Below are 24,762 nucleotides of genomic sequence, written 5' to 3'. Positions count from 1 at the left end.
CCGCGGTATCGGTTTCGTAGGAACCACGAGTCAGGGAAGACGGGAAGATCATGGCAACGGTGCGTTTCGACGGTGCGTCGGTGCAGTACCCGGGGACGGACCGTCCCTCGGTGTCGGCACTCGATCTGGACATCGCCGACGGTGAGTTCGTGGTTCTGGTGGGGCCTTCCGGTTGCGGGAAGTCCACCAGCCTGCGGGCCCTCGCGGGGCTGGAGGCGGTGACCGACGGCCGCATCCTGATCGACGGCGTCGACGTGACCTCGGTCTCGCCGAAGAAGCGTGACGTTGCCATGGTCTTCCAGAACTACGCGCTGTACCCGAACATGACGGTGGCGCAGAACATGGGCTTCGCGCTGCGCAATGCCGGTGTGTCCAAGGACGACACGGCCAAGCAGGTGGCGGAGGCGGCCGCCATGCTGGAGCTCGAACCGCTGCTCGACCGCAAGCCCGCGCGGCTGTCCGGCGGGCAGCGGCAGCGGGTGGCGATGGGGCGGGCCATCGTCCGCCATCCCAAGGTCTTCGCGATGGACGAGCCGCTGTCGAACCTCGATGCGCGACTGCGGGTCTCGACCCGATCGCAGATCTCCGCCCTGCAGCGCAGGCTCGGGGTGACCACGCTGTACGTCACCCACGATCAGGTCGAGGCGATGACCATGGGTGATCGGGTGGCGGTGCTCAAAGACGGTCTGCTGCAGCAGGTCGCGGCACCGCGTGAGCTCTACGACGATCCGGTGAACACCTTCGTGGCGGGCTTCCTCGGATCACCCGGGATGAACCTGCTGACGGTGCGCCGCACCGACGCCGGTGCGCAGCTCGCCGGTGCGGTGGTGCCGGTGCCGCGCACCGTCGAGACCGGGGAGACGGTCACCGTCGGCCTGCGCCCCGAGGCGTTGGACGTGGCCCCGCCGCAGACGCCGGGCGCCGTGGCGGGCACCGTGGTCCTGGTGGAGGAGCTCGGCGCGGAGGCGCTGGTGTACCTGACCGTGGACGGGCAGGACAAGCCCGTCGTGGCGCGGGTGGACCGGGCGACCGAGCTACGAGCCGGCGAGGAGGCCGGCCTGGTCCCGGCGGCGTCGCAGGCGCTGTTCTTCCACGCGGAGTCGGGAGACCGGCTGCGCTGAGCGGCCACCGCGCAGGAACCAGCGCCGCTGCGCGGTGCGCCGGTGCAGCTCCAGCATGGTCTGCACCGCACGGTCCCAGGTGTACTGCTCGGCGCAGGCGCGGGCCGCGGCGGCGTAGTCACCGTGGGCCAGCACCGCGCGTACCGCGGTCGCGAACGCGGAACCGGTATCGGCCGCGGGGAGACCGCAATCGGCGCGGGTGACCTCGGCGAGGGCGCTGTTGCGGGAGACCACGATCGGGGTGCCCGAGGCCAGCGCCTCCATCGCGCTCAGTCCGAAGGTCTCGTGCGGCCCGGGGCAGATCGCGACGTCGGCGCAGGCCAGGAGATCGGCGAGCGCGCCGCGGTCGGTGACGTGCCCGGTGAAGGTGACCGGCAGGCCGGCGGCCTGCCGCTTGAGCTCGTCGGACATGGCGCCGCCGCCGGCGACCACCAGGTGAGCCCGGACGCCGTCGGCCAGGAGCGCCCGCAGGACCTCGATCCCGCGGGCCGGGTGCTTCTCCATCGACAGCCGGCAGGACTGGACCAGCAGAACGTCTGCGCCGCGTGCCCAGCGGCTGCGCGCGGCGTCGGTGGCGCGCGCCGGGCGGAAGGTGTCGAGATCGACGCCGAGCGGCACCGTCGCCACGTTCGGTGCCTGGACCCGGGCGAACTCCTCGCCGGCGAAGGCCGTGGTGCAGACGACGGTGTCGTAACTGCGGGCGGTGCCCAGGTTCGCCACGTCCGAGGCCCAGGTGGCGACGGCGGGTGGTGCGCCCAACTCGATCATCCGGTCCAGACGTTCATGGCTGATCATGATCGAACCGATGCCGTGCGCTCGGGCCCACGGCCCCATACCGCGCAGGGTCAGTCGGTCCGAGACCTCCAGGCTGTCGGCGGCGAGTTGGGGGAGCAGGCGCCGGATGAGGAAGGGGCTCACCGCCCGGTAGCCCTCGACGCGGAAGAAGCGGCGCCCCGGGACGGTGATCCGGCGGACCCCGGAGGAGAGCACCTCGTCGGCGTGCTCGCGACCGGCGACCACCAGGGTGGCGGAGTGTCCGTGTGCCACGTAGCCCGCGCCCAGCTGATCGACGGCGGTGCGCAGACCGCCGGAGCGGGGCCCGTAGAAGTTCGCGAGCTGGACGATGTGCATGGACTGCATCCCGTCAGGCTGCCTGCGGGGGAGGTCGCGACGGTGAACAGGCGGAGTCGGTTGGGCGAACTGTGTGTACTCGTCGGTGCCGAGGAGCACAATCGTCAGGTATGACCGTTCGCCTGAACCCGTACATCAGCTTCGCCGACAACGCCCGTGAAGCGCTCGAGTTCTACCGTGAGGTCTTCGGCGGTGAGCTGGAGATCTCCACCTTCGAGGGCATGCCCGAGCACATGCTCACCGACCCGGCCGATGTCACCAAGGTGATGCACGGCTTCCTCTCCACCCCCGACGGGCTCTCCCTGATGGCCGCCGACACCCCCGCCGGGATGCCGCGCACCGTCGGTGACGACGTCTCCATCTCGCTCTCCGGTGACGATCTCGACAAGCTCACCGGCTGGTGGGAGAAGCTCTCCGGTAGCGGCACCGTGACGGTGCCGTTCGCCAAGGCGCCCTGGGGTGACACCTTCGGCATGTGCGTCGACGGCTTCGGCGTGCACTGGATGGTCAACGCCACGGCGCCGTAGTGGTTGGCGGGGTTGGCCGCTGCTAGGATTTCCGCGGCGCCCCCCTAGCTCAATTGGCAGAGCATCGGACTTTTAATCCGCTGGTTGTGGGTTCGAGTCCCACGGGGGGTACAAAACCTTCCTGATGCGCCGGTGAACTGTCGACCCGCGCGTTCCCGCGATCACTTCCGACTCCTCATGTCGTTGCAACGTTATGAACTGTCAGAACTGATCGCGGAAACCGGTGGTGAGCGTCCGGTGCCGACAGCGTCGCGCACTGGTCCCGGTTTCCGGGGTCTGACCAGGCGATTTGGGAGTTCGGGGGGATGTGCCATAAGCTATCCCAGCTCCCAACGGAACACGGAAGCGGTGCGGAGAGCGGCTTCGAGTCGCCCGAAGCGAGCCCCCTTCGTTTAGTGGCCTAGGACGCCGCCCTTTCAAGGCGGTAGCGCGGGTTCGAATCCCGTAGGGGGTACGTCGTAAGACGACAATTTTATATGGCCCTGTGGCGCAGTTGGTTAGCGCGCCGCCCTGTCACGGCGGAGGTCGCGGGTTCGAGTCCCGTCAGGGTCGCCATCCGAGTTGTCTCAACTCGGCGGTGACGGCAGCGCCGGCACCGGTCGGCCAGGTAGCTCAGTTGGTACGAGCGTCCGCCTGAAAAGCGGAAGGTCGCCGGTTCGATCCCGGCCCTGGCCACCAGAAACCCCCAGTCCGCTGGGGGTTTTCTTGTCTTCGCATCAGGTGCGGTCCGGCCTGTGGTCCGGCTGGGGCCCGCAGGTAGGACCCGAGACGAGCAGGCCGGTGTCGTGGTCCGCGACGCTGCGACGCGAGTGCGGGGATGCACCGGGGCGTGGGTAGGATTCCCTCCATGAAACCCTGGCTCATTCGCGGCGTGATCCTCGCAGTCGTGCAGGTCATCGTGCGCTGCGCACTGGCCTGGGGCATCGTCGCCCACCCGATGTCCGGCACCGCGCAGCGGTTCGGCGCCGTCGCCGTCGTGGTGGCGGTAGCGGCCTTCTTCGGCGGCTTCGACGGGCTGACAGACGCTCGTCGCTACCCCGTCGCCGACCAGGGGATCGACCTGGTGGGCCGCTGGTTCAAGGCGGCCGTGTTCGCCGGAGTGCTCTCCGGCGCGATCTGCTGGGCACTGGGCACCTGGGCGCTCCCCGGCATCGGACAGAGCTCACTGCCCTTCGAGCTGGTGATCGGAGCCTGCTTCAGCACCCTGCTGGTGATCGTCCCCGCAGCCGCGGGCACCGTGGTGGGGCGTCGGATCGGAGCCAAGCGCGCCGCTACAGCGGCGTGATCGAGGAGATCTTCCAGACACCGTCGAAACGGTCCAGGACGAACTTCATCGGTGACTGCGAGGTGGCCACCGGCACGCCCTGCGCCGTCGCCTGCTGAGTGATGTTGAGCAGCACCTCGGCGTGATCGGCACGGGCCAGCGACACCCCGGCGGTGAGGTCGGCATCGTCGACCTTGACCTTGACGTCCTTGAGTGCGCCCGCGGCCTGCGTGATCGCGGTACCGAGCTTCTTCGCCTCGTCCACCATGCCGGGGGTGAGTACGTCGCCGAGCTTGCGCTCCCACGGCCCCAGATCGTTCATGTCGATCGTGTAGATCTGCTTCGCGGCCTGCCGGGCGACGGAGGTCACCTGGGAGGTCAGCTCGGTATCGACATAGGCCCGGTTGTCCACCGGGCCGACCACGAAGCGCAGCACGCCGCCCACGATCGCCAGTATCGCCAGCAGCGCCGCAGCCGCCAGGATCCCGATCCGCAGCCGGTCACCCCGGCCCGACGGTGCCTCTGCGCGGGCGTCCCCCTCAGCGCCCTCAGCGCCCTCAGCGGGCTCGGCGGCCTCCCGGGCACTTCCCGGGGACTCCGGCAGGTCGGTCTTCTCCGAGCGGTCCGCATCACCGGACGCCGGACGGCGCAGGGAGGTGCCGCGCGCCACGGGTCGCCGCTTGACGGTCTTGTCCTCGTCGGTGTTCTCGGGTTTCGCCTCGTCGGTCACGGCGTGCCTCCCTCAGTCGGTGCCGGTGCCGGTGCCGGTGCCGGTGCCGGTGCCGGTGCCGGAGCCGGTGCCGGAGCCGGTGCGGGCTCGGGGGCCGGCCCGGCGGTGGGCGCGGGAGCGGAGCCCGGCTGCGCCGGATCGGCGGATCCCACCTTGCCGCCCTCCTGCAGCGGGGTCATCGCCGACGCCTTCCACCGGCCGTCCACCTCGGACATCGTCATCAGGTAGGTCCAGCGGTAGGCGTCCTTGTTCTCCTTGCCGCCGATGAAGAACTTCTGAACCATGTAGACCAGCACCTTCACGGTGCCGGCGGAGGTATCGACCTCGGTGGGGGAACTGGCCACCACGATCGGCTCGGTGCGGAACCCGGCTTCGCTGCGCTCCTTCATCCGATCCTCGGTGAAAGCGCGATCCTGATCGTCCCACTGCTTGCGCAGGTCGCCGGTCATCGCGGAACCGATCCGGTTCAGTGTGCCCTCGATGTTCGCGGTGTCGAAGGTCTGGACATCCACGATCGCCTGCCGGGCACCGTCGACCGCGGCGTCCCGGGAGGCGGCACGCGAACGCTCCGAATACTGATTCCAGCACAGCACGCCGACCACGATCGCGGCGATCAGGGCCACCGCGAGGGCGATCAGTGGCAGTGCCAACCGCGACGTCGATCTCGAACGGATACTCACTTCGGGTGACCTCCCAGGATGGTCGCCGCAGCCTTGGCCACCGGCCCCAGGTCCAGCCGGTCCGGCGCCCCGACCTTGGGCTTGGAGTCCCACGGCTGGGACACCCGCGGGTCCGCGTACCGGGCGCGGTCGGCGCTGCGCACCCCGGTCGGGTTGCCCTGCGGAACGTCACAGCCGACCTCGGTGTTGAACGGGAACGGATCACGGGTGACGTCGAAATCCGGTTTCTGCTTCTTGATCTCGTCGATCATCTTCTGCGTCGACTCGTAGCCGACGGTGCACGCCGGCGGGTTGTTCACTTCGAGGACCACACCGTAGTGCAGCAGGCCGTCGCCCGGCGAGGTGGCGAACGCCCCGGCCGCGATCATCGGGAACAGGATCAGGATCTGCTTGAGATTCGGCGCTACCGGATCCACTGCGGTCAGTTGCGCCGCCAGATCGTGCACCACCTTCGTCACATCGCCGCCGGCCTGTTGGACCAGAGCACTGAGCTGCGTCGACGAGAGGTTGCCGGTCTGCAGCAGGCGCCGCACATCGGCGTCGCTGCCGGCCAGCGTGGCGGTCACCACCTTGAGGCTGTCCGCCCACTGCCGGATCGCCGAGGACTGCTGCGCCTGTGTCGCCAGCGCGGTACGACCGTTGCTGATCAGCGACACCGTCGGGTCCAGGGTCTCAGTGCCGGTCTGCGCCAGCCGCGACAGCGACTCGATCAGTGCCCGCAGGTTCTGGCCGTTCCCGCCGAGCGCCACCGACAGTTCGGTGACCACGGTCTTGAGCTTCGCCGGGTCCACCGATTCACTGAGCACCGTGACGTGCTTGAGGAAGTCCTCGATCGGTTCCTGCGTGCGCGCATCTCGGATCGTGGAACCGTCCCTGAGGACCTGGTTCGACGGTGCCCCGCCCTCGGGGAGCTTCCTGGGCACCAGGTCCATGTACTGCTCACCGATCGACGAGCGCTCCGCGACGACGGCCTGTACGTCGTCCGGCACCGTCGGGCGGCTGGAGTCCATCTGCAGATCGACCTGCACCCCTTCAGGCACCAGGCGCAGTTGCCCGACCCGCCCGACCGGGGTGCCCCGATAGGTGACCTCGGCATTGGTGAAGATGCCGCCGGAGTCCTTGAGCATCACCTTCACGGTGTACACACCGAATCCGAGCATCTTGTCGATCCGGGCGTACTGCGCACCGACGAAGGCGATGCCCACCACGGCCAGCACCGCGAAGGCGAGCAACTGGCGGCGTTGCAGAGTGGGGATCATCGGGAACCTCCCTGTGCCGGCGCCGGTGCCGACGTGCGCGCTGAAGCCGGAGCTGAAGCAGGCGCCGACGCCGGAGCTGAAGCCCGCGCCGACGGCGGTGCAGAAGCCGCCGCCGAGGTGGGGGAGCCCGCCGGCCGGCCCGCACCGGGCCCGTACTTCGGGGCCACCGGGACCTTCGGGCCGGCGCCCGCGCCGAGCGCCTCCAATTGGTTGATCAGGCGGGTGTCCAGGGAGATGAACAGGTTCATCGAATCGCCCTTGATCGCGTCGACACCGGCGTCCGGGAACGGGAAAGTGGCGACGAACGGCAGCGCGGTGACGATGTCGTCCGCCGCGCCGGCCAGCGCCCGCAACGTCGGACGCAGCGCCAGCAGGTTCTCGATCAGTTCCCGCTGCGACTTCGACAGCACCTCGGTACCGACCTTGCCGAGCCGGTCGAGCTGGCGGACCATCTCGATGATCTGCGGCCGCTGCTCATTGAGGATCGCGGTGCCCCGGGGCAACTCCGCCAGGATCCGGCTGATCTGCGTGGTCTGCCCGGCGGCCCGCTCGGACAGCCTGGCCACCCCGTCGATCGCGGCCGTGATGTCCGAACGCTGCTTGTTCAGGCCCTCGATCAGGCGATCGGTCTGGGTGATCAGCGAGCGCACCTGCTGCGGATTGGCCAGCGTGGTGTTCAGCTCGTCGACGATCGGCTTGAGCTGCCCGACGCCACCGTCGTTGAGCACCAGCGACAGCACCCCGAGCACCTGCTCGACGGACGCATTGGTCTTGTTCGATGCCGCCCGGACGGTCGCGCCGCTCTGCATGGCCGCGCCCTCGGATCCCCCCGAGGAGACCAGGGTGACGTACTTCTCGCCGAGCAGGTTCGACTGCTCGATCACGGCGCGGGTGTCCACTGGGACCTTCACACCGTCGCGCACCTTGACCACCACGTCGGCGGTCCAGCCGTCATCGGCCAAGCCGATCGACTCGACCTTCCCGACGGTGGCGCCACCGATCCGCACCGACGATTCGGGCACCAGGTCCATCACATTCGCGAACTGCAGGTGCAGCGTGGTCGGGCGGTCACCGAGCGACGGTCCGCCGGGCAGCGGGATCGAGTAGATCCCCCCGCAGGCACTGAGCAGGACCGAGCTCATGGCCAGCGCACCGGCGGCCAGCAGCCTGCGCTTCGCCGGGGTCGCCCGGGTCGCTGGGGGCATCGGGGTCATCGGGCACCTCCTGAGGTCGACGGTGCCGCGGACCGAACCGGTGCCGACGGCTGCGCGCCGGCTGATGCCGAAGGCCGCGCCGACGGTGCCGCCGAGGGCTCCGGAGCACTACCCGCTCCCGCCGGCGTGGGCGGCAACACACCGTCGACCGACGGGGCCGTGCGACCGGGCACCGTCCCGGGGACCGGGGCGCGCTGCAGGTTGGTGCCGGAGAGAATGCCCAGCGGCAGGTTCAGCGTGGGGGTGCGGACACCGTCGGTGATCTGCTTCGCCAGATTCGAGCACTGCGCGAGCAGGGGGCCCAGGGTGAGGCTGATCTGCGCGAACTGCGGATTGCCCGGCATCAGCTTGCCGAGATCGGCCATCTTGCACATGGTGCCCAGCGGGTCCTGCAGATCCGGCAGATTCGGCCGCAGGTTCAGGGTGCCGGTCTCGCCGTCGTAGGCCTGGTTGAGGTTGCTCGCAGCGACCGGCAGGTACGACAGGATCTGCGCCTGCGCGGTCTTGGTGTCGTTGAGCACCTTGGTCACCTCGGTCAGACCGCGCACGTTCGAGCTCAGGGACTCCCGGTTGTCGCGGACGAAGGCGCCCACATCACCGAGTGCGGTGGCCAGCAGGTTCAGTGCCTTGCTGAAGTCCTCCCGCTCACCGGCGAGGTACTTGGTGAGATCGGCCAGTTGGGTGTTGAAGGTGCGCACCTGCTTGTCGTTCTCGGCCAGCATGGTGACGAAGGTGTTCAGGCCCTTGACGGTGGCGGCGATGTTGCCGCGCGAGTTCGACAGGGTGGTACTCGCCTTGGACAGCCCGGCGATCGCATCGGCCATGGCCTGTCCGTTGCCGGCCAGGTTCTGCGCCGAGACGTCGAGCAGTTCGGTGAGCGCACCGTCCTCGCCGGGTTTGGCCCTGTTCGCACCGTCGGGCCCGAGGGCCTTGGCCAGAGTGCTGATCGAGGCGTACACCTGGTCGATCTCGACGGGGGTCATGGTGCGGTCCTGCCCGAGGATCGCACCGCTGCTGGTGGTGGGACCACCGGTGTAGGCGGGCAGCAACTGGACGTAGCGGTCCGAGATCACCGACGGGGTGACCTGCGCGGCCCACAGGTCCTTGGGCAGCTGCACGCCGCGGTCGACGCTCAGCTGCACCCGCACCCGATCCCGCTCGGGGGTGACCTCGTCGATCTCTCCGACCTTGACGCCGAGGATCCGCACGTCGGAGCCGGCGTAGATGCCCACGCCGCGGTCGAAGTAGGCGGTCACCCGGGTCGCGCCCAGCGACCGCGCCAGCCACCAGCCGCCGCTCGCGATCACCACCACCGCCACCAGCAGGGCGGCGAGGATCGCGACCCGGCGCGGGTTCAGTCCCATGATCCGGTTCTGGAGGGTCACCTGCGGCCTCCGTTCGTCAGGAAGTCGCCCCGGATCGGGGCGCGGCTACCGGGGATCACCGGCAGGCCGGGCGGGGTGAGGTTGGTGACCACCGACTCCTGCCAGCGGCCGTTGCCGAAGACATTGCTGTACACCTTGTAGAACGGCGCGAGCAGTGTGATCGTGCTCTGCAGGCTCTGCTTGTTGTCCTGTAGCAACTGCACCACCTGGCGCAGCGAGGTCAGCGCCGGGCCGATCTGCTGCTCGTTGTCCCGCACGATCCCGGTCAGGGTGGTCGAGAGCGACTGCACCGTGTCCAGCAGGCGGGTGATGTCGTCCTGCCGCTGGTTCAGCGTGCTCAGCAGCGCACCGGCGTCGGAGATCAGTTTGCGGAAGTTCTCGGTCCGGTCGGCCAGCAGTTTCGAGGTCTTGCCGGTCTCGGTGAGCAGGCGCTGCAGATCCTCGTCGCGCTTGTTGATCGTCTCCGACAGGCGGGTGATCCCGGTCAGCGATTCACGCACGTTCGGCGGGGTCTGCCGGAAGGCGTCGGCGAGCGACTGCATCGACTGCGCCAGACGCTTGGTGTCGGTCTTGTCGATCGTGGAGCTGGCATCGGAGACCGCGGCCACCACGTCGTAGGGCGAGGTGGTGTCGGTGATCGGCTTCTTCGGGTCCAGGCGCTGCGTCCCCCGCGGTTCGAGAGCGAGGAACTTCTGGCCCAGCACCGTCTTGATCTGAATGCTGGCCGAGGTGTTCTCGCCGAGCCACACGTCCTTGGTCCGGAAGGTGACCCGGGCCTTCGCGGCCTGCAGGTCCAGATCGACGTCCTCGACGGTGCCCACCTTGACCCCGGCGACCCGCACCTCGTTGTCCGGGAGCAGGCCCGCGGCCTCACTGAACAGGGCCGTGTAGGTGGTGCCGGCGCCGATCAGCGGCAGCCGGTCGATGAAGAACGCGGACGCGGTGGCCATCAACAGCAGCACCATGCCCAGTGCGCCGGTCTGCAACGGCGAGCGGTGCTGCCCGCGGCGCCGCTCCCCGGAACCGGTGCTGTGCTCGGAGGTGGATTCGGTCATCGCGGGTTCCCGTCCCGGTAGCACCGCGTGGCGGTGTTGGTGTACACCGGCTGGTTCACCGACGGGATGTCGATCGCCAGCGCCAGGTTGTCGCCCTTACCGGTACCGGCCACCAGGTCCACCCCGCACAGGTAGAACTGGAACCAGCCGCCGAAGGAGGCCAGCCGGCCCACCGCCTCGATCTTCTCCGGCAGGAAGTTCAGCGTCTGCTTGACCTCGGCGCTGCGGCCGTTGAGTTTGTCGGTGAGCTGCTTGAGTGCGGCGACGTCGTCCTTGATCGCGCCGCGCGTGGGCGTGAGGATCGATTCGGTCACCGTCGTCAGGCTCGCCAGGGAGCCGAGCGACGATCCGATCGCGCCGCGGTCCTGCGACAGACCGGAGATCAGCTGCTGGGTGGTGGTCAGCAGTGCGGTGAACTGCTCGTCGCGTTCGTTGATCGTGCCGAGCACCTTGGTCAGGTTGGTGATCAGCTCACCGATCACGCGGTCCTTGTCGGCGATGGTGTTGGTCAGCGAGGAGGTGTTGACCAGCAGATCGTTGACGGTGCCGCCCTGTCCCTGGAAGACGGTGATGATCTGGTTCGAGAGCTTGTTCACGTCGTCGGCGGTGAGCTGTTTGAACAGCGGCCGGAAGCCGTTGAACAGGTCGGTCAGGTTCACCGCGGGACGGGTCCGCTCGATGCCGATGGTGTCGCCCGGGCGGTACGGGGACGTGCGCGCGCCGCCCCGGACGGGCTCTTCCTCGGTGGGCGCCTGCATCAGCTCCAGGTACCGCTGCCCGACCAGGTTCTTCAGCCGCAGCGCGGCGGTCGCGGTGGCCGGGAGGGAGTCGCGGTCGGTGAGGTTGAAGGCGACGTCGGCCTGCCCGCGCTCGTGCACGGTGACACCGGTGACCTGGCCGACGCGCACTCCGGCGATCCGCACCTCGTCGCCGGACTGCACCATCGTCGCGTCCGAGAAGATCGCGTGGTAGGAGCGGGCGAAGGAGAAGTCGAACTGGGCGATCGACGCGCCCAGCAGGCCGGTCGCGGTGGCGGTGATCACCGCGAAGGCGATCAGTTTGAGCAGTGGTCCGGTGAGCGGCTTCATCGGATCTCCACCTCCTTACCCACCAGGGCGGGGATGAATGCGGCGGTCAGCCATTCGGGCACGTCGTTGCCGTTCATCCCGGACGCGGCGCCGAACGCGGCGCGGGTGGCGCGGGAGTTCTGCGCGGCGACCGACGCGGTGGGCATCGGCGACGGTGCGGAGATGTTCGGTTCGGGCAGTTGGAAGCGGTCGTCCTGGGGGCCGGGGTTGCTCGACGGCGGCGAGAACGCGCCGCCGGCGTACGGACCCCCGGCGTAGCCCGGCGACGGCTTGATGGGGCTGGTGTAGCAGGCCGGGCCGCGGTCGTCGAACCAGCGCGGCTCATCCTGATTGGGCAGGTACCGGCCACGGGAGTTGGCGATGATCATCGAGATGCGGGCACCGGGCTGGTTGGTGTTCTGGCCGACGATGCGGTTGGCCTCGGGCAGGAGCGTCGCGAAGCGCTCGAAGGTGCAGCCGAACTCGGGGGAGTAGCGGGCCAGAATGCTCAGCGTGGTGTGCGACTTGTTGGCCACGGTGACCAGCTCGGACCGGTTCGCCTCCAGCAGGCCCGCGGTGCGCCCGGCACCGTCGGCGACCGAGGTCCAGAAGGCGTGGAAGGCCTGCTTGCCGGAGACCACCGTGTTGTTGGTGGTGCGGAAGGTGTCGAGCGCGGTGATCAGATCGGGCAGCGCATCGGAATAGGTGTCGGTGACGGTGGCCAGCGAGCGCAGTGAGGACTGCAGATCGGGCATCACCGCGTTGACCCGGGTGAAGATGGTGTCGAACTGCGCCAGCGTGGTGTTGAGTTTCTGGCCGTTGCCGGACAGTGCGTTCGACAGCGCACCCAGGGTGGCGTTGAGATCCTCAGGCGGGACCGCGCGCAGCAACGGCAGCAGCTTGTCGAAAAGTTGGTTGAGCTCGGTCGCATTGCCCGAGGTGTCGGTCCTGATGGTGGCACCGTCACGCAGCGAGGACGCCGCCGCTGTGCCGGTACCGCCCTGTCCGGCGGGCACCTGCAGCGCCACGTAACGCTGGCCGAACAGGGTCTTGGGCAGGATCCGGGCGGTCACCTCACCCGGGATCTGACGGGCCTGCTCGGGCTTGAGGCCCATCCGGATCACGGTCCGGCCGTCCCGGACCGAGACCTCGCGCACCGTCCCCACCTCGACGCCGCGGGCCCGGACCTCGGAGTTGACGGGCAGTGACGCGCCGGCGGTGTCGGTCGCCAGATCGACCCAGGTGAAGGTCTCGAAACGCTGCTGGTACTTGCCGATGGTGACGAACAGGAACAGGGCGCACACACCGAAGAAGGCCAGTCCCAGCAGGCGGCGTTTGAGCGTGCGCATCAGGCGATCTTCACCGTGGTCGTGGTGCCCCAGATGGCGAGGCTGAGGAAGAAGTCGAGGAGCGCGATCGCCACCAGGGAGGTACGCACCGCGCGCCCCACCGCCACACCGACACCGGCCGGACCGCCGGAGGCGTGGTAGCCGTAATAGCAGTGCACCAGGACCAGCACGAACGCGAAGACCAGCACCTTGCCGAAGGACCACAACACGTCCGCTGGTGAGAGGAACAGGTTGAAGTAGTGGTCGTAGGTGCCGGTCGATTGCCCGAGCAGGGTGGTGTTGACGAACCTCGTCATCATGTACGAGGCGAGTAGGCCCACGATGTACAGCGGGATCACGGCGATGAAGCCGGCGATCACGCGGGTCGCGGTGAGGAAGGCGATCGACGGGATCGCCATCGCTTCGAGGGCGTCGACCTCCTCGGAGATGCGCATGGCTCCGAGCTGCGCGGTGAAACCGCAGCCGACGGTCGCCGACATCGCCAGAGCGGCGACCAGCGGAGTCAGCTCACGGGTGTTGACGTACGCGGAGAGGAAGCCGGTCATCACCGACGCGCCGAGTTGCTGTAGTGCGGCATTGCCCTGCAGGCCGACCACGACGCCGGTGAAACCGCACAGCATCAGGACCACGCCGACGGTGCCGGCGATCACGGCCAGGGCGCCGCTGCCGAAGGCAACCTCGGCCAGGACCCGCCCGACCTCCTTCGGGTAGCGCCGCAGTGACTGCGGGATGAAGCCGATCGAGCGCGCGTAGAACGACATCTGCTCGCCGGCACCGTCGAGCACCTTGAGGGGGGCCTGCGCGGCGCGGCGGGCACGGTAGGTGAAGTTCGCCATGGTCTACGAGCCCTTCGCCGGGACGATCTGCAGGTACACCGCGGTGAGGATGATGTTCGCGAAGAACAGCAGCAGGAAGGTGATCACCACGGACTGGTTCACCGCGTCGCCCACGCCCTTGGGGCCGCCACCCGGATGCAGGCCCTTGTACGCGGCGACGACACCGGCGATCAGGCCGAAGACCAGCGCCTTGAGTTCGCCGACCAGCAGGTCCGGGAGCTGGGCCAGGGCCGAGAAGGACGCCAGGTAGGCGCCGGGGGTGCCGTGCTGGAGGACCACGTTGAAGAAGTAGCCGCCGACCACACCGACCACGGACACCAGACCGTTGAGGAAGGCGCTGACCAGCATCATTCCCAGGACACGGGGAACCACCAGGCGATGTACCGGATCGATGCCGAGCACCTCCATCGCGGCGATCTCCTCACGGACCGTGCGGGCGCCCAGATCGGCGCAGACGGCGCTACCGGCGGCGCCCGCCACCAGCAGTGCGGTCACGACGGGGGCGCCCTGCTGGACCACCGCGAGCACACTGGCCGCGCCGGTGAAACTCTCGGCGCCGAGCTGGCCGATCAGGGATCCGGTCTGCAGCGAGACGATCGCGCCGAACGGGACCGCGACCAGGGCGGTGGGAAGGATGGTGACGCTCGCGATGAACCAGGACTGCTCGATGAACTCGCGGAACTGGAACGGGCGGCGGAAGGTGTTGCGGACGATGCTCGCGAACAGCTGGAAGATCATGCCGACCTGGGTCAGTCCCGAGAGACTGCCCTGCGCGACCTTGGCGACGCCGGATTGAATGATCGACACGGACCCTCACACTGCTGTCTGCACGGTGACGCCGCGAGGCGTCGTTGCCGTACCCCGAGCCTCCTCGGAGCATGGGTAGATTAGCGGTAGGTGAGCCTTAACCACACGTTCGCTGAGGATCGCCGGCCACCGGTTCGGATTCGCGACCGCAACGACCGTGCCGCGGCCGGGACGATGTCGATGCATCTGCAATCGCAGGTGCTGTGAACGCCCGCGTCCCGGAAACTGTACGTGAACTGCCCGGAGTGTCCGCCGTGTTCGGCGCGGGGTCCGTCGGGCCCGTCGGTCGCGATGGCGTTCGCGGCGCCGGTGAGCCCGGTCACGCCGGTTGTGATGCAGCTCATGCATGTTCTTTACTTGTGAGTAACGTCTCTCTGTGGTGGCCCCCTCTCAGGGGGCTCCGTTCGTCGAGTCGCTGGAGCTGTCCCGGGCGTAACACAGGTGCGAGGATCGACGACGTCGTCGAGTAGAGGCCCGAGACCGGTGCCGACAGTTCTTCGGAGGGTGCAGTGGCCAGGACACCGATAGTCATCGCAGTCGCCGCTGTCGCGGCTCTGCTCAGCGCGTGCGGCGAGGGGACGACGGTGGACGGTACGCCGTCACCGGTCAGCCAGACGGGGGCAACCGCCCCGGGCGGGGTATCGGAAGGGGTGCGGTCCCCACAGCCGGCCCGGCCGACCGGTTCGGCCACGGCCACCGCAGCAGGCGGCGCCGGTGCCGACCGTCCGGCGACAGCGGGACAGGGCCTGTGCCTCGACCTCGCTTCCCCGGTGGTGCGGGCCGCGGTCGCGAAACTGCCGGCGTTCTACGGACGGGGTTACGTCGCGCGCGGCGGCACCGATGCGAAGCTCGGGAGCTGCCCGCAGCTGCTGTGGGCGAAGGCGGAGCTGGCCGGTGGCACCGCGAGTTCCCCGGAGTGGGTGCTGTTCTTCGACCGCCGCGGCTACCTCGGCACCGCTACCAGCAGACCCACCGCGTTCACCGGCGTCGTGGGAAGCACGGACAGTACTGTCGCCGTCTCCTACCGCTGGCTGAACCCCGGGGACACCACGGCGGGACGGTCCGGAGGGCCGGTCGTGGTCACCTACACCCTGGCAGGTGGTGCGGTGACTCCCGACCGTGACGTTCCGCGGCAGGCCTTCGGGGACACCGATGCGCCCGCCTCGCCCGGTGCCCCGTCGGCCTCGTCCACCGCGCCCCGCTGACGTATGGGCCGGATCACCGTGCGGCGGGCCATGCAGCGGGTCACTGTCGGGCAGCCGACGCAGCGCCGGATCGACACGCTGGCCGCGGAGGAACCCCTGGAGATCCGGATCGCGGGCGCCCCGCTGGCGATCACCATGCGCACCCCCGGTCACGATGTGGAACTCGCCGCCGGGTTCCTGGTCTCCGAAGGCGTGGTCGGGGGCGCTGAGGACTTCCGTTCCGCGATCCACTGCGGAGGTCCCGACGGGCAGGTCAACGAGTACAACGTGCTCGACGTGACCCTGGGGCCGGCCGCCGCCCCGCTCCCGCCCGGGGCTGCGCGTACCTTCTACACCACCAGTTCCTGCGGGATGTGCGGCAAGACCAGCATCGACGCCGTCCGCACCGTCGCCCGCCACGAGGTCCGGGAGGATCCGGTCACCGTCGGTGCCCAGCAGATCTCCGAATTCCCCGGCCGGCTGCGCGCCCAGCAGCGCGTCTTCGACAAGACCGGCGGCCTGCACGCGGCCGCACTGTTCGACGCCGCGACCGGCGAACTCCTGGTGCTGCGGGAGGACGTGGGCCGGCACAACGCCGTCGACAAGGTGATCGGCTGGGCCCTGCTCGCCGACCGCCTGCCGCTGCGCGGGACGGTGCTGCAGGTCTCGGGTCGGGCCAGTTTCGAACTGGTGCAGAAGGCGGTCATGGCCGCGATCCCGGTGCTCTCCGCCGTCTCGGCACCGTCGTCGCTGGCGGCGGACCTGGCCGAGGAGACCGGACTGACCCTGATCGGTTTCGTACGCGACGACCACATGAACGTCTACACCCGCGCCGACCGGGTCCGGGACTGAGGACTCGGAGGCTCGGGGGCTCCTGGGCAGTGGGTCTCGGGGGCTCGGGGTCTCGGGGGCTCGGGGGTTACGCCTTCCAGTCGATCCGCTCGACCTGCTCGGGCGGCCACGGCGCGGGCGGGCCGAAGGGCTCACCGGGCAGCGGGACGACGGTGACGGTCGCCGCCGGCTTGGCGTCCGGGGCACCGTCGTCGTCGAGACGGTGCAGCCACATCCGGTAGCCGGTGTCGTCGCGCCGGGTGCGCAATTGCACGCGCGAGCCGATCGGAAGCGGCGCGAGGTACTCGATGATCGCGCGGTGCGGCGCCGCGAGCAGATCGGCCTCGGCCAGATCGTCCTCGACCAGCTGCCAGTAGGCGGCGTTGTTGAGGTGCCGGAACGGGTCGTAGTCGGTGGCGCGCAGCGCGAACTCGCGATCGTCGCTCGACGGGGGCGGGGTCGGCTCGGTGTTGAGCGCCTTCCAGCGCAGACGGGTCTCGGCGACGTACCGCTGCAGGTACTCCATACCGCCGTCGCTGATGTGCGTGGGCATGCCGCTGTCCGCGGAGAACCTGATCCAGAAGGCCTCCGTCTCGACGTGCCCACCGGCGGTGTCGCGCAGCGTGACGCGCATGTTGCACCAGCGTGAGCTGGTCGATTCGCACCAGCGCAGCAGGGTCACATCCGCGGGCCAGGTGAGCGGCCGATGCACGTCGATGATGGTGCGGCGCACCAGCCAGTACGGATCGGTGGCGTCGAATCCGCGGTGGAACATCTCGTCGTTGGCCATGTCCTGCAGGTATCGGGCGATACCGTCGAGGCGGACCCGGCGCTCGGGGTTCACATCCCCGGTGCGGACGGGCCAGGTGCGCTCGAACGACGGGCCGGGTGGTTCGGACTGGAGGAACTCGTAGTCGCTCACAGCGCGACCCTATCGAGGTCGGCGGTGCCGCGCGTCCGAACGTGCAGGCCCTGGCCGCGGCGAGCTCGCGGACGTACCGTTGATTCATGTGCCGGAACATCACTGAACTGCGGGGACTCGAACCCGCCGCTACCGACGAGGAGATCGAGGCTGCGGCGCGACAGTACGTGCGCAAGGTCTCGGGCATCCAGAAACTGAGCGACGCCAACCGCGAACCCTTCGAGAAGGCCGTCGCCGCAGTGACCGCTGCGACCGAGGAACTGCTTGACGCGCTGCCCGTACGTCGCCAGCCACCGAAGACGGTCCCGCCGCTGCGCCGGCCGGAGGTCCAAGCAAGGATCGCCACTCGCCTGTGAAATGTGCGGTTTTCTGCCCGATGAAGCCGGATCTGGCTTTATGGGCCAGAAATCCGCAGGTTTCACAGAGCAATGCCGATTGTGACCTGAATCACACGGGCGTACGCTCGGAGTATGTCCACGTCAACCGTCCGAACCACGCCGAACCTCTGGCAGCGGGTGCAGTACCTGATGGGCAGGCGCCTACCGGATTCCATGCGCGATTGGGTGGTGCGCGATGCCACCGGCCCCGGCCACAACCGTCGCTTCTTCATCCGCGGGGCGCTGATGTTCCTGCCTTTCGTGGTGGTCGCCCTGCTGCTTCCCTCGCCGCTGTGGGTCAAGCTCGCGATGGTCGCCATGATGCTGCTCCCGGCGATCGTCTTCGTCGGCGGCCTCCGCTCGATCTACCTGCAGGAACTGCTCGTCGACAATGGCATCGATCCGCACACCGAGAGCGGCGCCCAGCTTCAGGAGCACCGTCGTCGTGCCGCCGAGTACGACCGCAAGTACCGCGCGGCGTGAATCGGTAGCCTCGCCCGAGTGACGGCGGAACGATCATGGCTGCCCGGATACCCGCTCGACCTGCACGGCACCGTCGGCGTGCTCCGCCGTGGCGCCGGTGATCCGACCTACGCCCGTACCTCCGACGGTGCCCTCTGGCGTGCGGTCGCCACCCCAGACGGGCCCGGAACCCTCCGGTTGCGCTACACCGGCGCCGAGGTGCAGGCCCGCGCCTGGGGGAGCGGCGCCCAGTGGCTGCTGGACCATGCGCCCGCGCTGACCGGCGCCGACGACGACCCCTCCCTGCTGCTCCCGCGGCACGCCGTGGTCGCGAAGGCCGTCGCCGCCTCACCCGGTCTGCGGCTGACCAGCTCCCACCGGGTGTGGGAGGCCCTCGTGCCGGCGATCCTGGAGCAGAAGGTGGTCGGCGCCGAGGCCTGGCGCGCCTGGCGCTACCTGGTTCGCAAGTACGGCACCGCCGCACCCGGACCGGACTGGGCCCCGCCGCTGTGGGCGCCACCCGAGCGCGCCGCGTGGGCGCAGATCCCCAGCTGGGACTGGCATCGCGCCGGGGTCGAGCCCGTCCGGATGCGCACCGTCGTCGGGGCGAGCGCGGTCGCCGTGGAACACCGTGCCGGGCGGCTGGCCGCCCTCCCTGGTGTCGGGGAGTGGACGGTGGCCGAGGTGCTCGGCCGGGCGCACGGTGATCCCGACGCCGTGCCGGTCGGTGACTACCACCTGCCGCGGATCGTGGGCCACGCCCTCGCCGGAACCGAGCTCGACGACGCCGGGATGCTCGACGTTCTGGCCCCTTACGCCGGGCAGCGGGGACGGGTGATCCGCCTGCTGGTGCGGGCCGGGGTGGACCGTGAGCGAAGGGGGCCGCGGGTTCCGGTCCGGGACTACCGAGCCCTGTGAGAACCCGGTTTTGACCAGCGTGAGTTCAGCCGGGTAGGCTTGGTCGCCGTGCCTGGTGTTCCAGGACGATTTTCACGTGTTCATGGTCAGGCCGGACATCCGGAACCGCCCACGGATGCGCGACACGCCCGACCTCGGGGTACGTGCGAGGCGGGTAGCTACTTCCCGGCGACGGGACTGACCAGCGGAAACAGTGCGAACTGGTGAACCTGGTGGGGCCGCGCTGCGGAAGTCGTGCGCTCTCGTAAGGGGAGCGCGGGACTTGCCCGGAGCTACAACCGCAGCAGCTACGGTGCCGGCCGGATGGCCGGCATCAGCCGAAACGAAGAAGGAAACAGCGCTTCCATGCCAACTATCAACCAGCTGGTCCGCAAGGGCCGCCGGGACAAGGCGGCCAAGACGAAGACGGCGGCCCTCAAGGGCTCGCCGCAGCGTCGCGGCGTCTGCACCCGCGTTTACACCACGACCCCGAAGAAGCCGAACTCGGCTCTGCGTAAGGTCGCCCGCGTCCGTCTCACCAGCTCGGTCGAGGTCACCGCGTACATCCCCGGCGAAGGCCACAACCTTCAGGAGCACTCGATGGTGCTCGTCCGTGGCGGTCGTGTGAAGGACCTCCCGGGTGTCCGCTACAAGATCATCCGCGGCTCGCTCGACACCCAGGGTGTCAAGAACCGCAAGCAGGCGCGTAGCCGCTACGGCGCGAAGAAGGAGAAGGGCTGATGCCTCGTAAGGGACCGGCGCCCAAGCGCCCCGTCGTCAACGACCCCGTCTACGGCTCGCCCGTGGTCACCCAGCTCGTGAACAAGGTGCTCCTGGACGGTAAGAAGTCCACCGCCGAGCGCATCGTCTACGGCGCCCTGGAGGCCACCCGTGAGAAGACCGGCACCGATCCGGTTCTCACGCTGAAGAAGGCGCTCGACAACGTCCGTCCGTCGCTCGAGGTGAAGAGCCGCCGCGTCGGTGGCGCCACCTACCAGGTGCCCGTCGAGGTGAAGGCCGGTCGTGCCAACACCCTCGCGCTGCGCTGGCTGGTGACCTTCACCCGGCAGCGTCGTGAGAAGACCATGATCGAGCGGCTCGCCAACGAGATCCTCGATGCGAGCAACGGTCTGGGCGCTTCGGTGAAGCGTCGCGAGGACACCCACAAGATGGCCGAGGCCAACCGGGCGTTCGCGCACTACCGCTGGTGATCTGATCCCGCGGGCCGGTTCGCCGGCCCGCGGATCACCGGAAGTACATCCATCCGCTTGAGAGAACGAGGCTTACCACCGTGGCACAGGAAGTGCTTACCGACCTCACGAAGGTCCGCAACATCGGCATCATGGCGCATATCGATGCCGGTAAGACCACCACGACCGAGCGCATCCTCTTCTACACCGGTGTGAACTACAAGATCGGTGAGACCCACGACGGTGCCTCGACCACCGACTGGATGGAGCAGGAGAAGGAGCGGGGTATCACCATCACCTCCGCAGCCGTGACCTGCTTCTGGAAGAAGAACCAGATCAACATCATCGACACCCCCGGGCACGTCGACTTCACGGTCGAGGTGGAGCGTTCGCTCCGCGTGCTCGACGGTGCCGTCGCCGTGTTCGACGGCAAGGAGGGGGTCGAGCCCCAGTCCGAGCAGGTCTGGCGGCAGGCTGAGAAGTACGACGTCCCCCGCATCTGCTTCGTCAACAAGATGGACAAGCTGGGCGCCGACTTCTACTTCACCGTGCGCACCATCGAGGACCGTCTCGGTGCGAAGCCGCTGGTCCTGCAGCTGCCGATCGGCGCCGAGGACGAGTTCGACGGTGTCGTCGACCTGCTCGAGATGAAGGCCATCACCTGGCGCGGCGTGGTCGAGATCGGCGCCGAGCCGACCATCGAGGAGATCCCCGCCGACCTCGCCGACAAGGCCGCCGAGTACCGCGAGAAGCTGCTCGAGACCGTCGCCGAGTCCGACGAGGCCCTCATGGAGAAGTACTTCGCCGGCGAGGAGCTCTCGATCGAGGAGATCAAGGCTCAGATCCGCAAGCTCACCGTCGCGCGTGAGCTGTACCCGGTGCTGTGCGGCTCGGCGTTCAAGAACAAGGGCGTTCAGCCCATGCTCGACGCCGTGATCGACTACCTCCCCAGCCCGCTCGACGTCCCCTCCATCGAGGGCCACGCCGTCGGCGACGAGGAGGAGACCCTCTCGCGCAAGCCCAGCAAGGACGAGCCCTTCTCGGCTCTGGCCTTCAAGATCGCCGCGCACCCGTTCTTCGGCAAGCTCACCTTCGTCCGCGTGTACTCGGGTCACATCGACTCGGGCACCCAGGTCCTCAACGCGACCAAGGGCAAGAAGGAGCGCATCGGCAAGCTGTTCCAGATGCACGCCAACAAGGAGATGCCGGTCGAGGACGCGACCGCCGGTCACATCTACGCGATGATCGGTCTCAAGGACACCACCACCGGTGACACCCTCTGCGATCCGGCGAACCCGATCGTGCTCGAGTCCATGTCCTTCCCGGACCCGGTCATCAACGTCTCCATCGAGCCGAAGACCAAGTCCGACCAGGAGAAGCTCGGCGTCGCGATCCAGAAGCTCGCCGAGGAGGACCCGACCTTCTCCGTCGAGCTCGACGAACAGACCGGCCAGACCGTCATCGGCGGCATGGGCGAGTTGCACCTCGACATCCTCGTCGACCGTATGCGTCGTGAGTTCAAGGTCGAGGCGAACGTCGGCAAGCCGCAGGTGGCCTACCGCGAGACGGTCCGCCGCCCGGTCGAGAAGCACGAGTACACCCACAAGAAGCAGACGGGTGGCTCGGGCCAGTTCGCGCGTGTCATCATCAAGCTGGAGCCGCTGGAGGACGCCGAGGACGGCGCCACCTACGAGTTCGTCAACGCCGTGACCGGTGGCCGCGTGCCGAAGGAGTACATCCCTTCGGTCGACGCCGGCGCCCAGGACGCGATGCAGTACGGCGTGCTCGCGGGCTACCCGCTGGTGAACGTCAAGGTCACGCTGCTCGACGGTGCCTACCACGACGTGGACTCGTCGGAGATGGCGTTCAAGATCGCCGGTGCGCAGGCCTTCAAGGAGGCCGCACGCCAGGCCGGTCCGGTCATCCTCGAGCCCATCATGGCTGTCGAGGTCACCACCCCCGAGGACTACATGGGTGACGTGATCGGCGACCTCAACTCCCGCCGTGGCCAGATCCAGGCCATGGAGGAACGCAGCGGAGCCCGCCTGGTCAAGGCTCAGGTCCCGCTGTCGGAGATGTTCGGCTACATCGGCGACCTCCGGTCGAAGACCCAGGGCCGAGCGAACTACTCCATGGTTTTCGACTCCTACGCCGAGGTTCCGGCGAACGTGTCGAAGGAGATCATCGCGAAGGTGAACGGGGAGTAGTCCTCCCCGCTCCCCGGAGCGTGGCGCTTCGGCGCCTGGCGCCTCGGCGTCGACAACAAGTTAAGTAATCACCCTTGTGGGGCAACCGGCCCCGCAAGCACTCAAGTCCAGGAGGACATCAAGTGGCGAAGGCGAAGTTCGAGCGGACCAAGCCGCACGTGAACATCGGCACCATCGGTCACGTCGACCACGGCAAGACCACCCTGACGGCTGCCATCACCAAGGTTCTGGCCGAGAAGTACCCGGACCTCAACGAGGTCTCGGCGTTCGATCAGATCGACAAGGCGCCCGAGGAGAAGGCTCGTGGCATCACGATCAACATCTCGCACGTCGAGTACCAGACCGAGAAGCGCCACTACGCTCACGTCGATGCGCCGGGTCACGCCGACTACATCAAGAACATGATCACCGGTGCCGCTCAGATGGACGGCGCGATCCTGGTCGTGGCGGCCACCGACGGCCCGATGCCGCAGACCCGCGAGCACGTGCTGCTCGCCCGTCAGGTCGGCGTGCCCTACATCCTGGTCGCCCTGAACAAGTGCGACATGGTCGACGACGAGGAGATCCTCGAGCTCGTCGAGATGGAGGTCCGCGAGCTGCTGGCCTCGCAGGAGTTCGACGAGGACGCCCCCGTCGTCCGCGTCTCGGGCTACCAGGCTCTGCAGGGCGACGCCAAGTGGGTCGAGTCCATCGCCGAGCTGATGAACGCCGTCGACGAGTCCATCCCGGACCCGCAGCGTGAGACCGACAAGCCCTTCCTGATGCCGGTCGAGGACGTCTTCACGATCACCGGTCGTGGCACCGTCGTCACCGGTCGCGTCGAGCGCGGCATCATCAACGTGAACGAGGAGGTGGAGATCGTCGGCATCCGCGAGAAGTCGACCAAGACCACCGTCACGGGCATCGAGATGTTCCGCAAGCTGCTGGACTCGGGCCAGGCGGGCGACAACGTCGGTCTGCTGGTTCGTGGCCTCAAGCGTGAGGACGTCGAGCGCGGCCAGGTCGTCGTGAAGCCGGGCACCACCACCCCGCACACGGAGTTCGAGGGCCAGGCCTACATCCTGAGCAAGGACGAGGGCGGCCGCCACACGCCGTTCTTCAACAACTACCGTCCGCAGTTCTACTTCCGTACCACGGACGTGACCGGCGTCGTGACCCTCCCCGAGGGCACCGAGATGGTCATGCCGGGCGACAACACCGAGATGAGCGTCAAGCTCATCCAGCCGGTCGCCATGGACGAGGGCCTGCGCTTCGCGATCCGCGAGGGTGGCCGCACCGTCGGTGCCGGCCGCGTCACCAAGATCATCGCCTGATCTTCGGTAGCAGCTGACAACGGCGCCCCTCCCGCAAGGGAGGGGCGCCGCTGTCGTTGGACGAGGTCTAGACCAGGTGCCGGGCCACCGTCCAGCAGTACACCGCGGATTCGACGTCACCGCCGGCCGCCGCGAGCGCCGTCTCCATGATCGCCCGTTCGAGCAGGTGCGCGCGCAGTGCGGCCCCGTCCGGAGCCCCCGCCGGGAAGGCCGAGCGCGGATTCGCCCGCGGCAGTCGCAACGCCTCCTCGACGTCGCCCAGTTCCAGGCGCAGCCGCTCGGTCGCCGCCCGCGGCACCCGGCCTGCCGCCAGTCGCCGACGGATCTGCACCCGCGTCTGCGGGTCACCGATCGCGTGGCGCGGTTCGACGGTGACCCGCTCCAGATCACGCACCAGCGCCCGGCACTGCCGGAGGGCACCGTCGGGCGGCAGGGACCGCACCCGGCGTACCCGGTCCGGGGAGGCCACCACCTCGAACCGGCTGACCGAACCGGGCAGCACCGGACCCAGGTGATGTTCCCCGACCAGCTGCCAGCGGCCCTTCGGAATGTGATGGGCCCGGCTCGGATGCGTGCTGGCCACCGCACCGATGCTGTAGCCATGCGCACCGGCGAACTCGACGAGCTGGCGCACGGGATCGTCCACCGGTGCCCACGCCGCCGCCTCCGGCTCGCTCCACAGCACCCGCACCCCGGCCGGGACCACCGTGCCGGCCGGTAGCCAGCCGGCGTCGGAGCCGGTCAGTACGAGCAGCGCGGAATCGTCGCGGAACAGGTACGCGGCCGCCCAGTGCAGGCCCGAGCCGGGTAGGTGCGGACCGCCGCGCAGGGAGCCGAGCACCGAGGCGATGACCGCCCGGACCTGCCGGACCGGGGCGCTCTCCACCGCCTGTTCCGGATCCGAGGACTCCGACGATGGTCGATCCGTGCGGCGCAGGGGGACCGGCACCGGGA

25 protein-coding genes and 4 tRNA genes are annotated in these 24,762 nt (G+C 68.7%); 16 read left to right on the top strand and 13 right to left on the bottom strand.

The annotated features are described in order from the left end of the window. Positions 1–50: 50 nt before the first annotated feature. Positions 51–1,121, top strand: coding sequence for an ABC transporter ATP-binding protein (locus ACYVHG_RS06100; protein WP_461166511.1), 1,071 nt, complete (start codon positions 51–53; stop codon positions 1,119–1,121). Here ACYVHG_RS06100 and ACYVHG_RS06095 read toward each other — a convergent pair. Beyond that, positions 1,035–2,261, bottom strand: coding sequence for a glycosyltransferase (locus tag ACYVHG_RS06095; protein ID WP_461166510.1), 1,227 nt, complete (start codon positions 2,259–2,261; stop codon positions 1,035–1,037). The genes ACYVHG_RS06100 and ACYVHG_RS06095 overlap by 87 nt on opposite strands. A 101-nt stretch (positions 2,262–2,362) precedes the next feature. Here ACYVHG_RS06095 and ACYVHG_RS06090 point away from each other — a divergent pair, with 101 nt between their 5' ends. From ACYVHG_RS06090 to ACYVHG_RS06065, 6 genes are all read left to right on the top strand, one after another. Beyond that, the gene (locus ACYVHG_RS06090; RefSeq protein WP_461166509.1) at positions 2,363–2,779 is read left to right on the top strand and encodes a VOC family protein; all 417 of its coding nucleotides are present in this window, start codon (positions 2,363–2,365) and stop codon (positions 2,777–2,779) included. Positions 2,780–2,817: 38 nt separating this feature from the next. After that, positions 2,818–2,890, top strand: a tRNA-Lys gene (locus tag ACYVHG_RS06085). 270 nt (positions 2,891–3,160) lie between these two features. Continuing rightward, positions 3,161–3,233, top strand: a tRNA-Glu gene (locus ACYVHG_RS06080). A gap of 24 nt (positions 3,234–3,257) precedes the next feature. After that, positions 3,258–3,334: transfer RNA gene (locus ACYVHG_RS06075), tRNA-Asp, on the top strand. Positions 3,335–3,380: 46 nt separating this feature from the next. After that, a tRNA-Phe gene (locus tag ACYVHG_RS06070) sits at positions 3,381–3,457 on the top strand. Between the two features lie 169 nt (positions 3,458–3,626). Then, positions 3,627–4,064, top strand: coding sequence for a B-4DMT family transporter (locus tag ACYVHG_RS06065; protein ID WP_461166508.1), 438 nt, complete (start codon positions 3,627–3,629; stop codon positions 4,062–4,064). Here the strand turns inward: ACYVHG_RS06065 and ACYVHG_RS06060 are convergent. The 10 genes from ACYVHG_RS06060 to ACYVHG_RS06015 are packed head-to-tail and all read right to left on the bottom strand — an operon-like array spanning position 4,051 to position 14,356. Then, positions 4,051–4,773 (bottom strand): hypothetical protein, encoded by a 723-nt coding sequence (locus ACYVHG_RS06060; protein ID WP_461166507.1) that lies wholly within the window; start codon positions 4,771–4,773, stop codon positions 4,051–4,053. The two genes, ACYVHG_RS06065 and ACYVHG_RS06060, sit on opposite strands and share 14 nt — an antisense overlap. Next, on the bottom strand, positions 4,770–5,453 hold the full coding sequence (locus ACYVHG_RS06055) for a hypothetical protein (protein ID WP_461166506.1): 684 nt from the start codon (positions 5,451–5,453) through the stop codon (positions 4,770–4,772). The genes ACYVHG_RS06060 and ACYVHG_RS06055 overlap by 4 nt, the downstream gene beginning before the upstream one ends. Next, entirely contained in the window at positions 5,450–6,712 is a 1,263-nt protein-coding gene (locus ACYVHG_RS06050; protein ID WP_461166505.1) for an MCE family protein, read from the bottom strand. The genes ACYVHG_RS06055 and ACYVHG_RS06050 overlap by 4 nt, the downstream gene beginning before the upstream one ends. Next, on the bottom strand, positions 6,709–7,926 hold the full coding sequence (locus ACYVHG_RS06045) for an MCE family protein (RefSeq protein ID WP_461166504.1): 1,218 nt from the start codon (positions 7,924–7,926) through the stop codon (positions 6,709–6,711). Before ACYVHG_RS06045 ends, ACYVHG_RS06050 begins: the two co-directional genes overlap by 4 nt. Next, on the bottom strand, positions 7,923–9,290 hold the full coding sequence (locus ACYVHG_RS06040; protein ID WP_461166933.1) for an MCE family protein: 1,368 nt from the start codon (positions 9,288–9,290) through the stop codon (positions 7,923–7,925). Before ACYVHG_RS06040 ends, ACYVHG_RS06045 begins: the two co-directional genes overlap by 4 nt. Positions 9,291–9,307: 17 nt before the next feature. Beyond that, positions 9,308–10,366: an MlaD family protein gene (locus tag ACYVHG_RS06035; RefSeq protein WP_461166503.1), complete on the bottom strand. Its 1,059-nt coding sequence runs from the start codon at positions 10,364–10,366 to the stop codon at positions 9,308–9,310. Beyond that, positions 10,363–11,454 carry an MCE family protein gene (locus ACYVHG_RS06030; RefSeq protein WP_461166502.1) on the bottom strand — a complete coding sequence of 364 codons (1,092 nt, stop codon included), beginning with the start codon at positions 11,452–11,454 and terminating at the stop codon, positions 10,363–10,365. The genes ACYVHG_RS06035 and ACYVHG_RS06030 overlap by 4 nt, the downstream gene beginning before the upstream one ends. Then, positions 11,451–12,782, bottom strand: a complete 1,332-nt coding sequence (locus ACYVHG_RS06025) for an MCE family protein (protein WP_461166501.1) — start codon at positions 12,780–12,782, stop codon at positions 11,451–11,453. The genes ACYVHG_RS06030 and ACYVHG_RS06025 overlap by 4 nt, the downstream gene beginning before the upstream one ends. Further along, a complete protein-coding gene (locus ACYVHG_RS06020; protein ID WP_461166500.1) occupies positions 12,782–13,618 on the bottom strand; it encodes an MlaE family ABC transporter permease in 837 nt (278 codons plus the stop codon). Before ACYVHG_RS06020 ends, ACYVHG_RS06025 begins: the two co-directional genes overlap by 1 nt. 3 nt (positions 13,619–13,621) lie before the next feature. After that, positions 13,622–14,356: an MlaE family ABC transporter permease gene (locus ACYVHG_RS06015; RefSeq protein ID WP_461166932.1), complete on the bottom strand. Its 735-nt coding sequence runs from the start codon at positions 14,354–14,356 to the stop codon at positions 13,622–13,624. Positions 14,357–14,934: 578 nt separating this feature from the next. Between ACYVHG_RS06015 and ACYVHG_RS06010 the strand changes: the two genes are divergently transcribed. Beyond that, positions 14,935–15,630 carry an LppP/LprE family lipoprotein gene (locus ACYVHG_RS06010; protein WP_461166499.1) on the top strand — a complete coding sequence of 232 codons (696 nt, stop codon included), beginning with the start codon at positions 14,935–14,937 and terminating at the stop codon, positions 15,628–15,630. Positions 15,631–15,633: 3 nt separating this feature from the next. Beyond that, complete coding sequence (gene fdhD, locus ACYVHG_RS06005; RefSeq protein ID WP_461166498.1) at positions 15,634–16,461, top strand: formate dehydrogenase accessory sulfurtransferase FdhD; 828 nt, start codon at positions 15,634–15,636, stop codon at positions 16,459–16,461. A gap of 67 nt (positions 16,462–16,528) precedes the next feature. On the opposite strand, the gene ACYVHG_RS06000 is transcribed toward fdhD, so the two are convergent. Continuing rightward, the gene (locus ACYVHG_RS06000) at positions 16,529–17,362 is read right to left on the bottom strand and encodes an acyl-[acyl-carrier-protein] thioesterase (protein WP_461166497.1); all 834 of its coding nucleotides are present in this window, start codon (positions 17,360–17,362) and stop codon (positions 16,529–16,531) included. A gap of 86 nt (positions 17,363–17,448) precedes the next feature. Between ACYVHG_RS06000 and ACYVHG_RS05995 the strand changes: the two genes are divergently transcribed. From ACYVHG_RS05995 to tuf, 7 genes are all read left to right on the top strand, one after another. Beyond that, a complete protein-coding gene (locus tag ACYVHG_RS05995; protein WP_461166496.1) occupies positions 17,449–17,718 on the top strand; it encodes a DUF2277 domain-containing protein in 270 nt (89 codons plus the stop codon). Between the two features lie 114 nt (positions 17,719–17,832). Further along, positions 17,833–18,222 carry a DUF5313 family protein gene (locus ACYVHG_RS05990; RefSeq protein WP_461166495.1) on the top strand — a complete coding sequence of 130 codons (390 nt, stop codon included), beginning with the start codon at positions 17,833–17,835 and terminating at the stop codon, positions 18,220–18,222. An 18-nt stretch (positions 18,223–18,240) separates the two neighbouring features. Next, positions 18,241–19,119 (top strand): DNA-3-methyladenine glycosylase family protein, encoded by an 879-nt coding sequence (locus tag ACYVHG_RS05985; protein ID WP_461166494.1) that lies wholly within the window; start codon positions 18,241–18,243, stop codon positions 19,117–19,119. A gap of 345 nt (positions 19,120–19,464) precedes the next feature. Continuing rightward, positions 19,465–19,839 carry a 30S ribosomal protein S12 gene (gene rpsL / locus ACYVHG_RS05980; RefSeq protein WP_019202307.1) on the top strand — a complete coding sequence of 125 codons (375 nt, stop codon included), beginning with the start codon at positions 19,465–19,467 and terminating at the stop codon, positions 19,837–19,839. Further along, the gene (gene rpsG, locus ACYVHG_RS05975) at positions 19,839–20,309 is read left to right on the top strand and encodes a 30S ribosomal protein S7 (protein WP_126196419.1); all 471 of its coding nucleotides are present in this window, start codon (positions 19,839–19,841) and stop codon (positions 20,307–20,309) included. The genes rpsL and rpsG overlap by 1 nt, the downstream gene beginning before the upstream one ends. 80 nt (positions 20,310–20,389) lie before the next feature. Next, positions 20,390–22,495, top strand: a complete 2,106-nt coding sequence (gene fusA, locus ACYVHG_RS05970) for an elongation factor G (RefSeq protein ID WP_461166493.1) — start codon at positions 20,390–20,392, stop codon at positions 22,493–22,495. A gap of 122 nt (positions 22,496–22,617) precedes the next feature. Then, complete coding sequence (gene tuf / locus ACYVHG_RS05965) at positions 22,618–23,808, top strand: elongation factor Tu (protein ID WP_461166492.1); 1,191 nt, start codon at positions 22,618–22,620, stop codon at positions 23,806–23,808. A gap of 67 nt (positions 23,809–23,875) precedes the next feature. On the opposite strand, the gene ACYVHG_RS05960 is transcribed toward tuf, so the two are convergent. Beyond that, entirely contained in the window at positions 23,876–24,694 is an 819-nt protein-coding gene (locus tag ACYVHG_RS05960) for a hypothetical protein (RefSeq protein ID WP_461166491.1), read from the bottom strand. Between the last annotated feature and the right edge of the window lie 68 nt (positions 24,695–24,762).

The organism is Tsukamurella serpentis, from assembly GCF_054780975.1.
Note: the sequence above shows the minus strand (reverse complement) of the source record. Positions and strands in the feature narration are given on the sequence as shown.

What these genes read in the sequence shown, in the direction of transcription:
- ACYVHG_RS06030 (WP_461166502.1), bottom strand. Translation starts at nt 11,454, where the DNA reads ATGAAGCCGCTCACCGGACCACTGCTCAAACTGATCGCCTTCGCGGTG.
- fdhD (WP_461166498.1), top strand. Translation starts at nt 15,634, where the DNA reads ATGGGCCGGATCACCGTGCGGCGGGCCATGCAGCGGGTCACTGTCGGG.
- ACYVHG_RS06015 (WP_461166932.1), bottom strand. Translation starts at nt 14,356, where the DNA reads ATGATCTTCCAGCTGTTCGCGAGCATCGTCCGCAACACCTTCCGCCGC.
- ACYVHG_RS06040 (WP_461166933.1), bottom strand. Translation starts at nt 9,290, where the DNA reads ATGGGACTGAACCCGCGCCGGGTCGCGATCCTCGCCGCCCTGCTGGTG.
- ACYVHG_RS05990 (WP_461166495.1), top strand. Translation starts at nt 17,833, where the DNA reads ATGTCCACGTCAACCGTCCGAACCACGCCGAACCTCTGGCAGCGGGTG.
- rpsL (WP_019202307.1), top strand. Translation starts at nt 19,465, where the DNA reads ATGCCAACTATCAACCAGCTGGTCCGCAAGGGCCGCCGGGACAAGGCG.
- ACYVHG_RS06025 (WP_461166501.1), bottom strand. Translation starts at nt 12,782, where the DNA reads ATGCGCACGCTCAAACGCCGCCTGCTGGGACTGGCCTTCTTCGGTGTG.
- ACYVHG_RS06020 (WP_461166500.1), bottom strand. Translation starts at nt 13,618, where the DNA reads ATGGCGAACTTCACCTACCGTGCCCGCCGCGCCGCGCAGGCCCCCCTC.
- ACYVHG_RS06065 (WP_461166508.1), top strand. Translation starts at nt 3,627, where the DNA reads ATGAAACCCTGGCTCATTCGCGGCGTGATCCTCGCAGTCGTGCAGGTC.
- ACYVHG_RS06045 (WP_461166504.1), bottom strand. Translation starts at nt 7,926, where the DNA reads ATGACCCCGATGCCCCCAGCGACCCGGGCGACCCCGGCGAAGCGCAGG.
- ACYVHG_RS06090 (WP_461166509.1), top strand. Translation starts at nt 2,363, where the DNA reads ATGACCGTTCGCCTGAACCCGTACATCAGCTTCGCCGACAACGCCCGT.
- rpsG (WP_126196419.1), top strand. Translation starts at nt 19,839, where the DNA reads ATGCCTCGTAAGGGACCGGCGCCCAAGCGCCCCGTCGTCAACGACCCC.
- ACYVHG_RS06050 (WP_461166505.1), bottom strand. Translation starts at nt 6,712, where the DNA reads ATGATCCCCACTCTGCAACGCCGCCAGTTGCTCGCCTTCGCGGTGCTG.
- ACYVHG_RS06095 (WP_461166510.1), bottom strand. Translation starts at nt 2,261, where the DNA reads ATGCAGTCCATGCACATCGTCCAGCTCGCGAACTTCTACGGGCCCCGC.
- ACYVHG_RS06100 (WP_461166511.1), top strand. Translation starts at nt 51, where the DNA reads ATGGCAACGGTGCGTTTCGACGGTGCGTCGGTGCAGTACCCGGGGACG.
- ACYVHG_RS05995 (WP_461166496.1), top strand. Translation starts at nt 17,449, where the DNA reads ATGTGCCGGAACATCACTGAACTGCGGGGACTCGAACCCGCCGCTACC.
- ACYVHG_RS06035 (WP_461166503.1), bottom strand. Translation starts at nt 10,366, where the DNA reads ATGACCGAATCCACCTCCGAGCACAGCACCGGTTCCGGGGAGCGGCGC.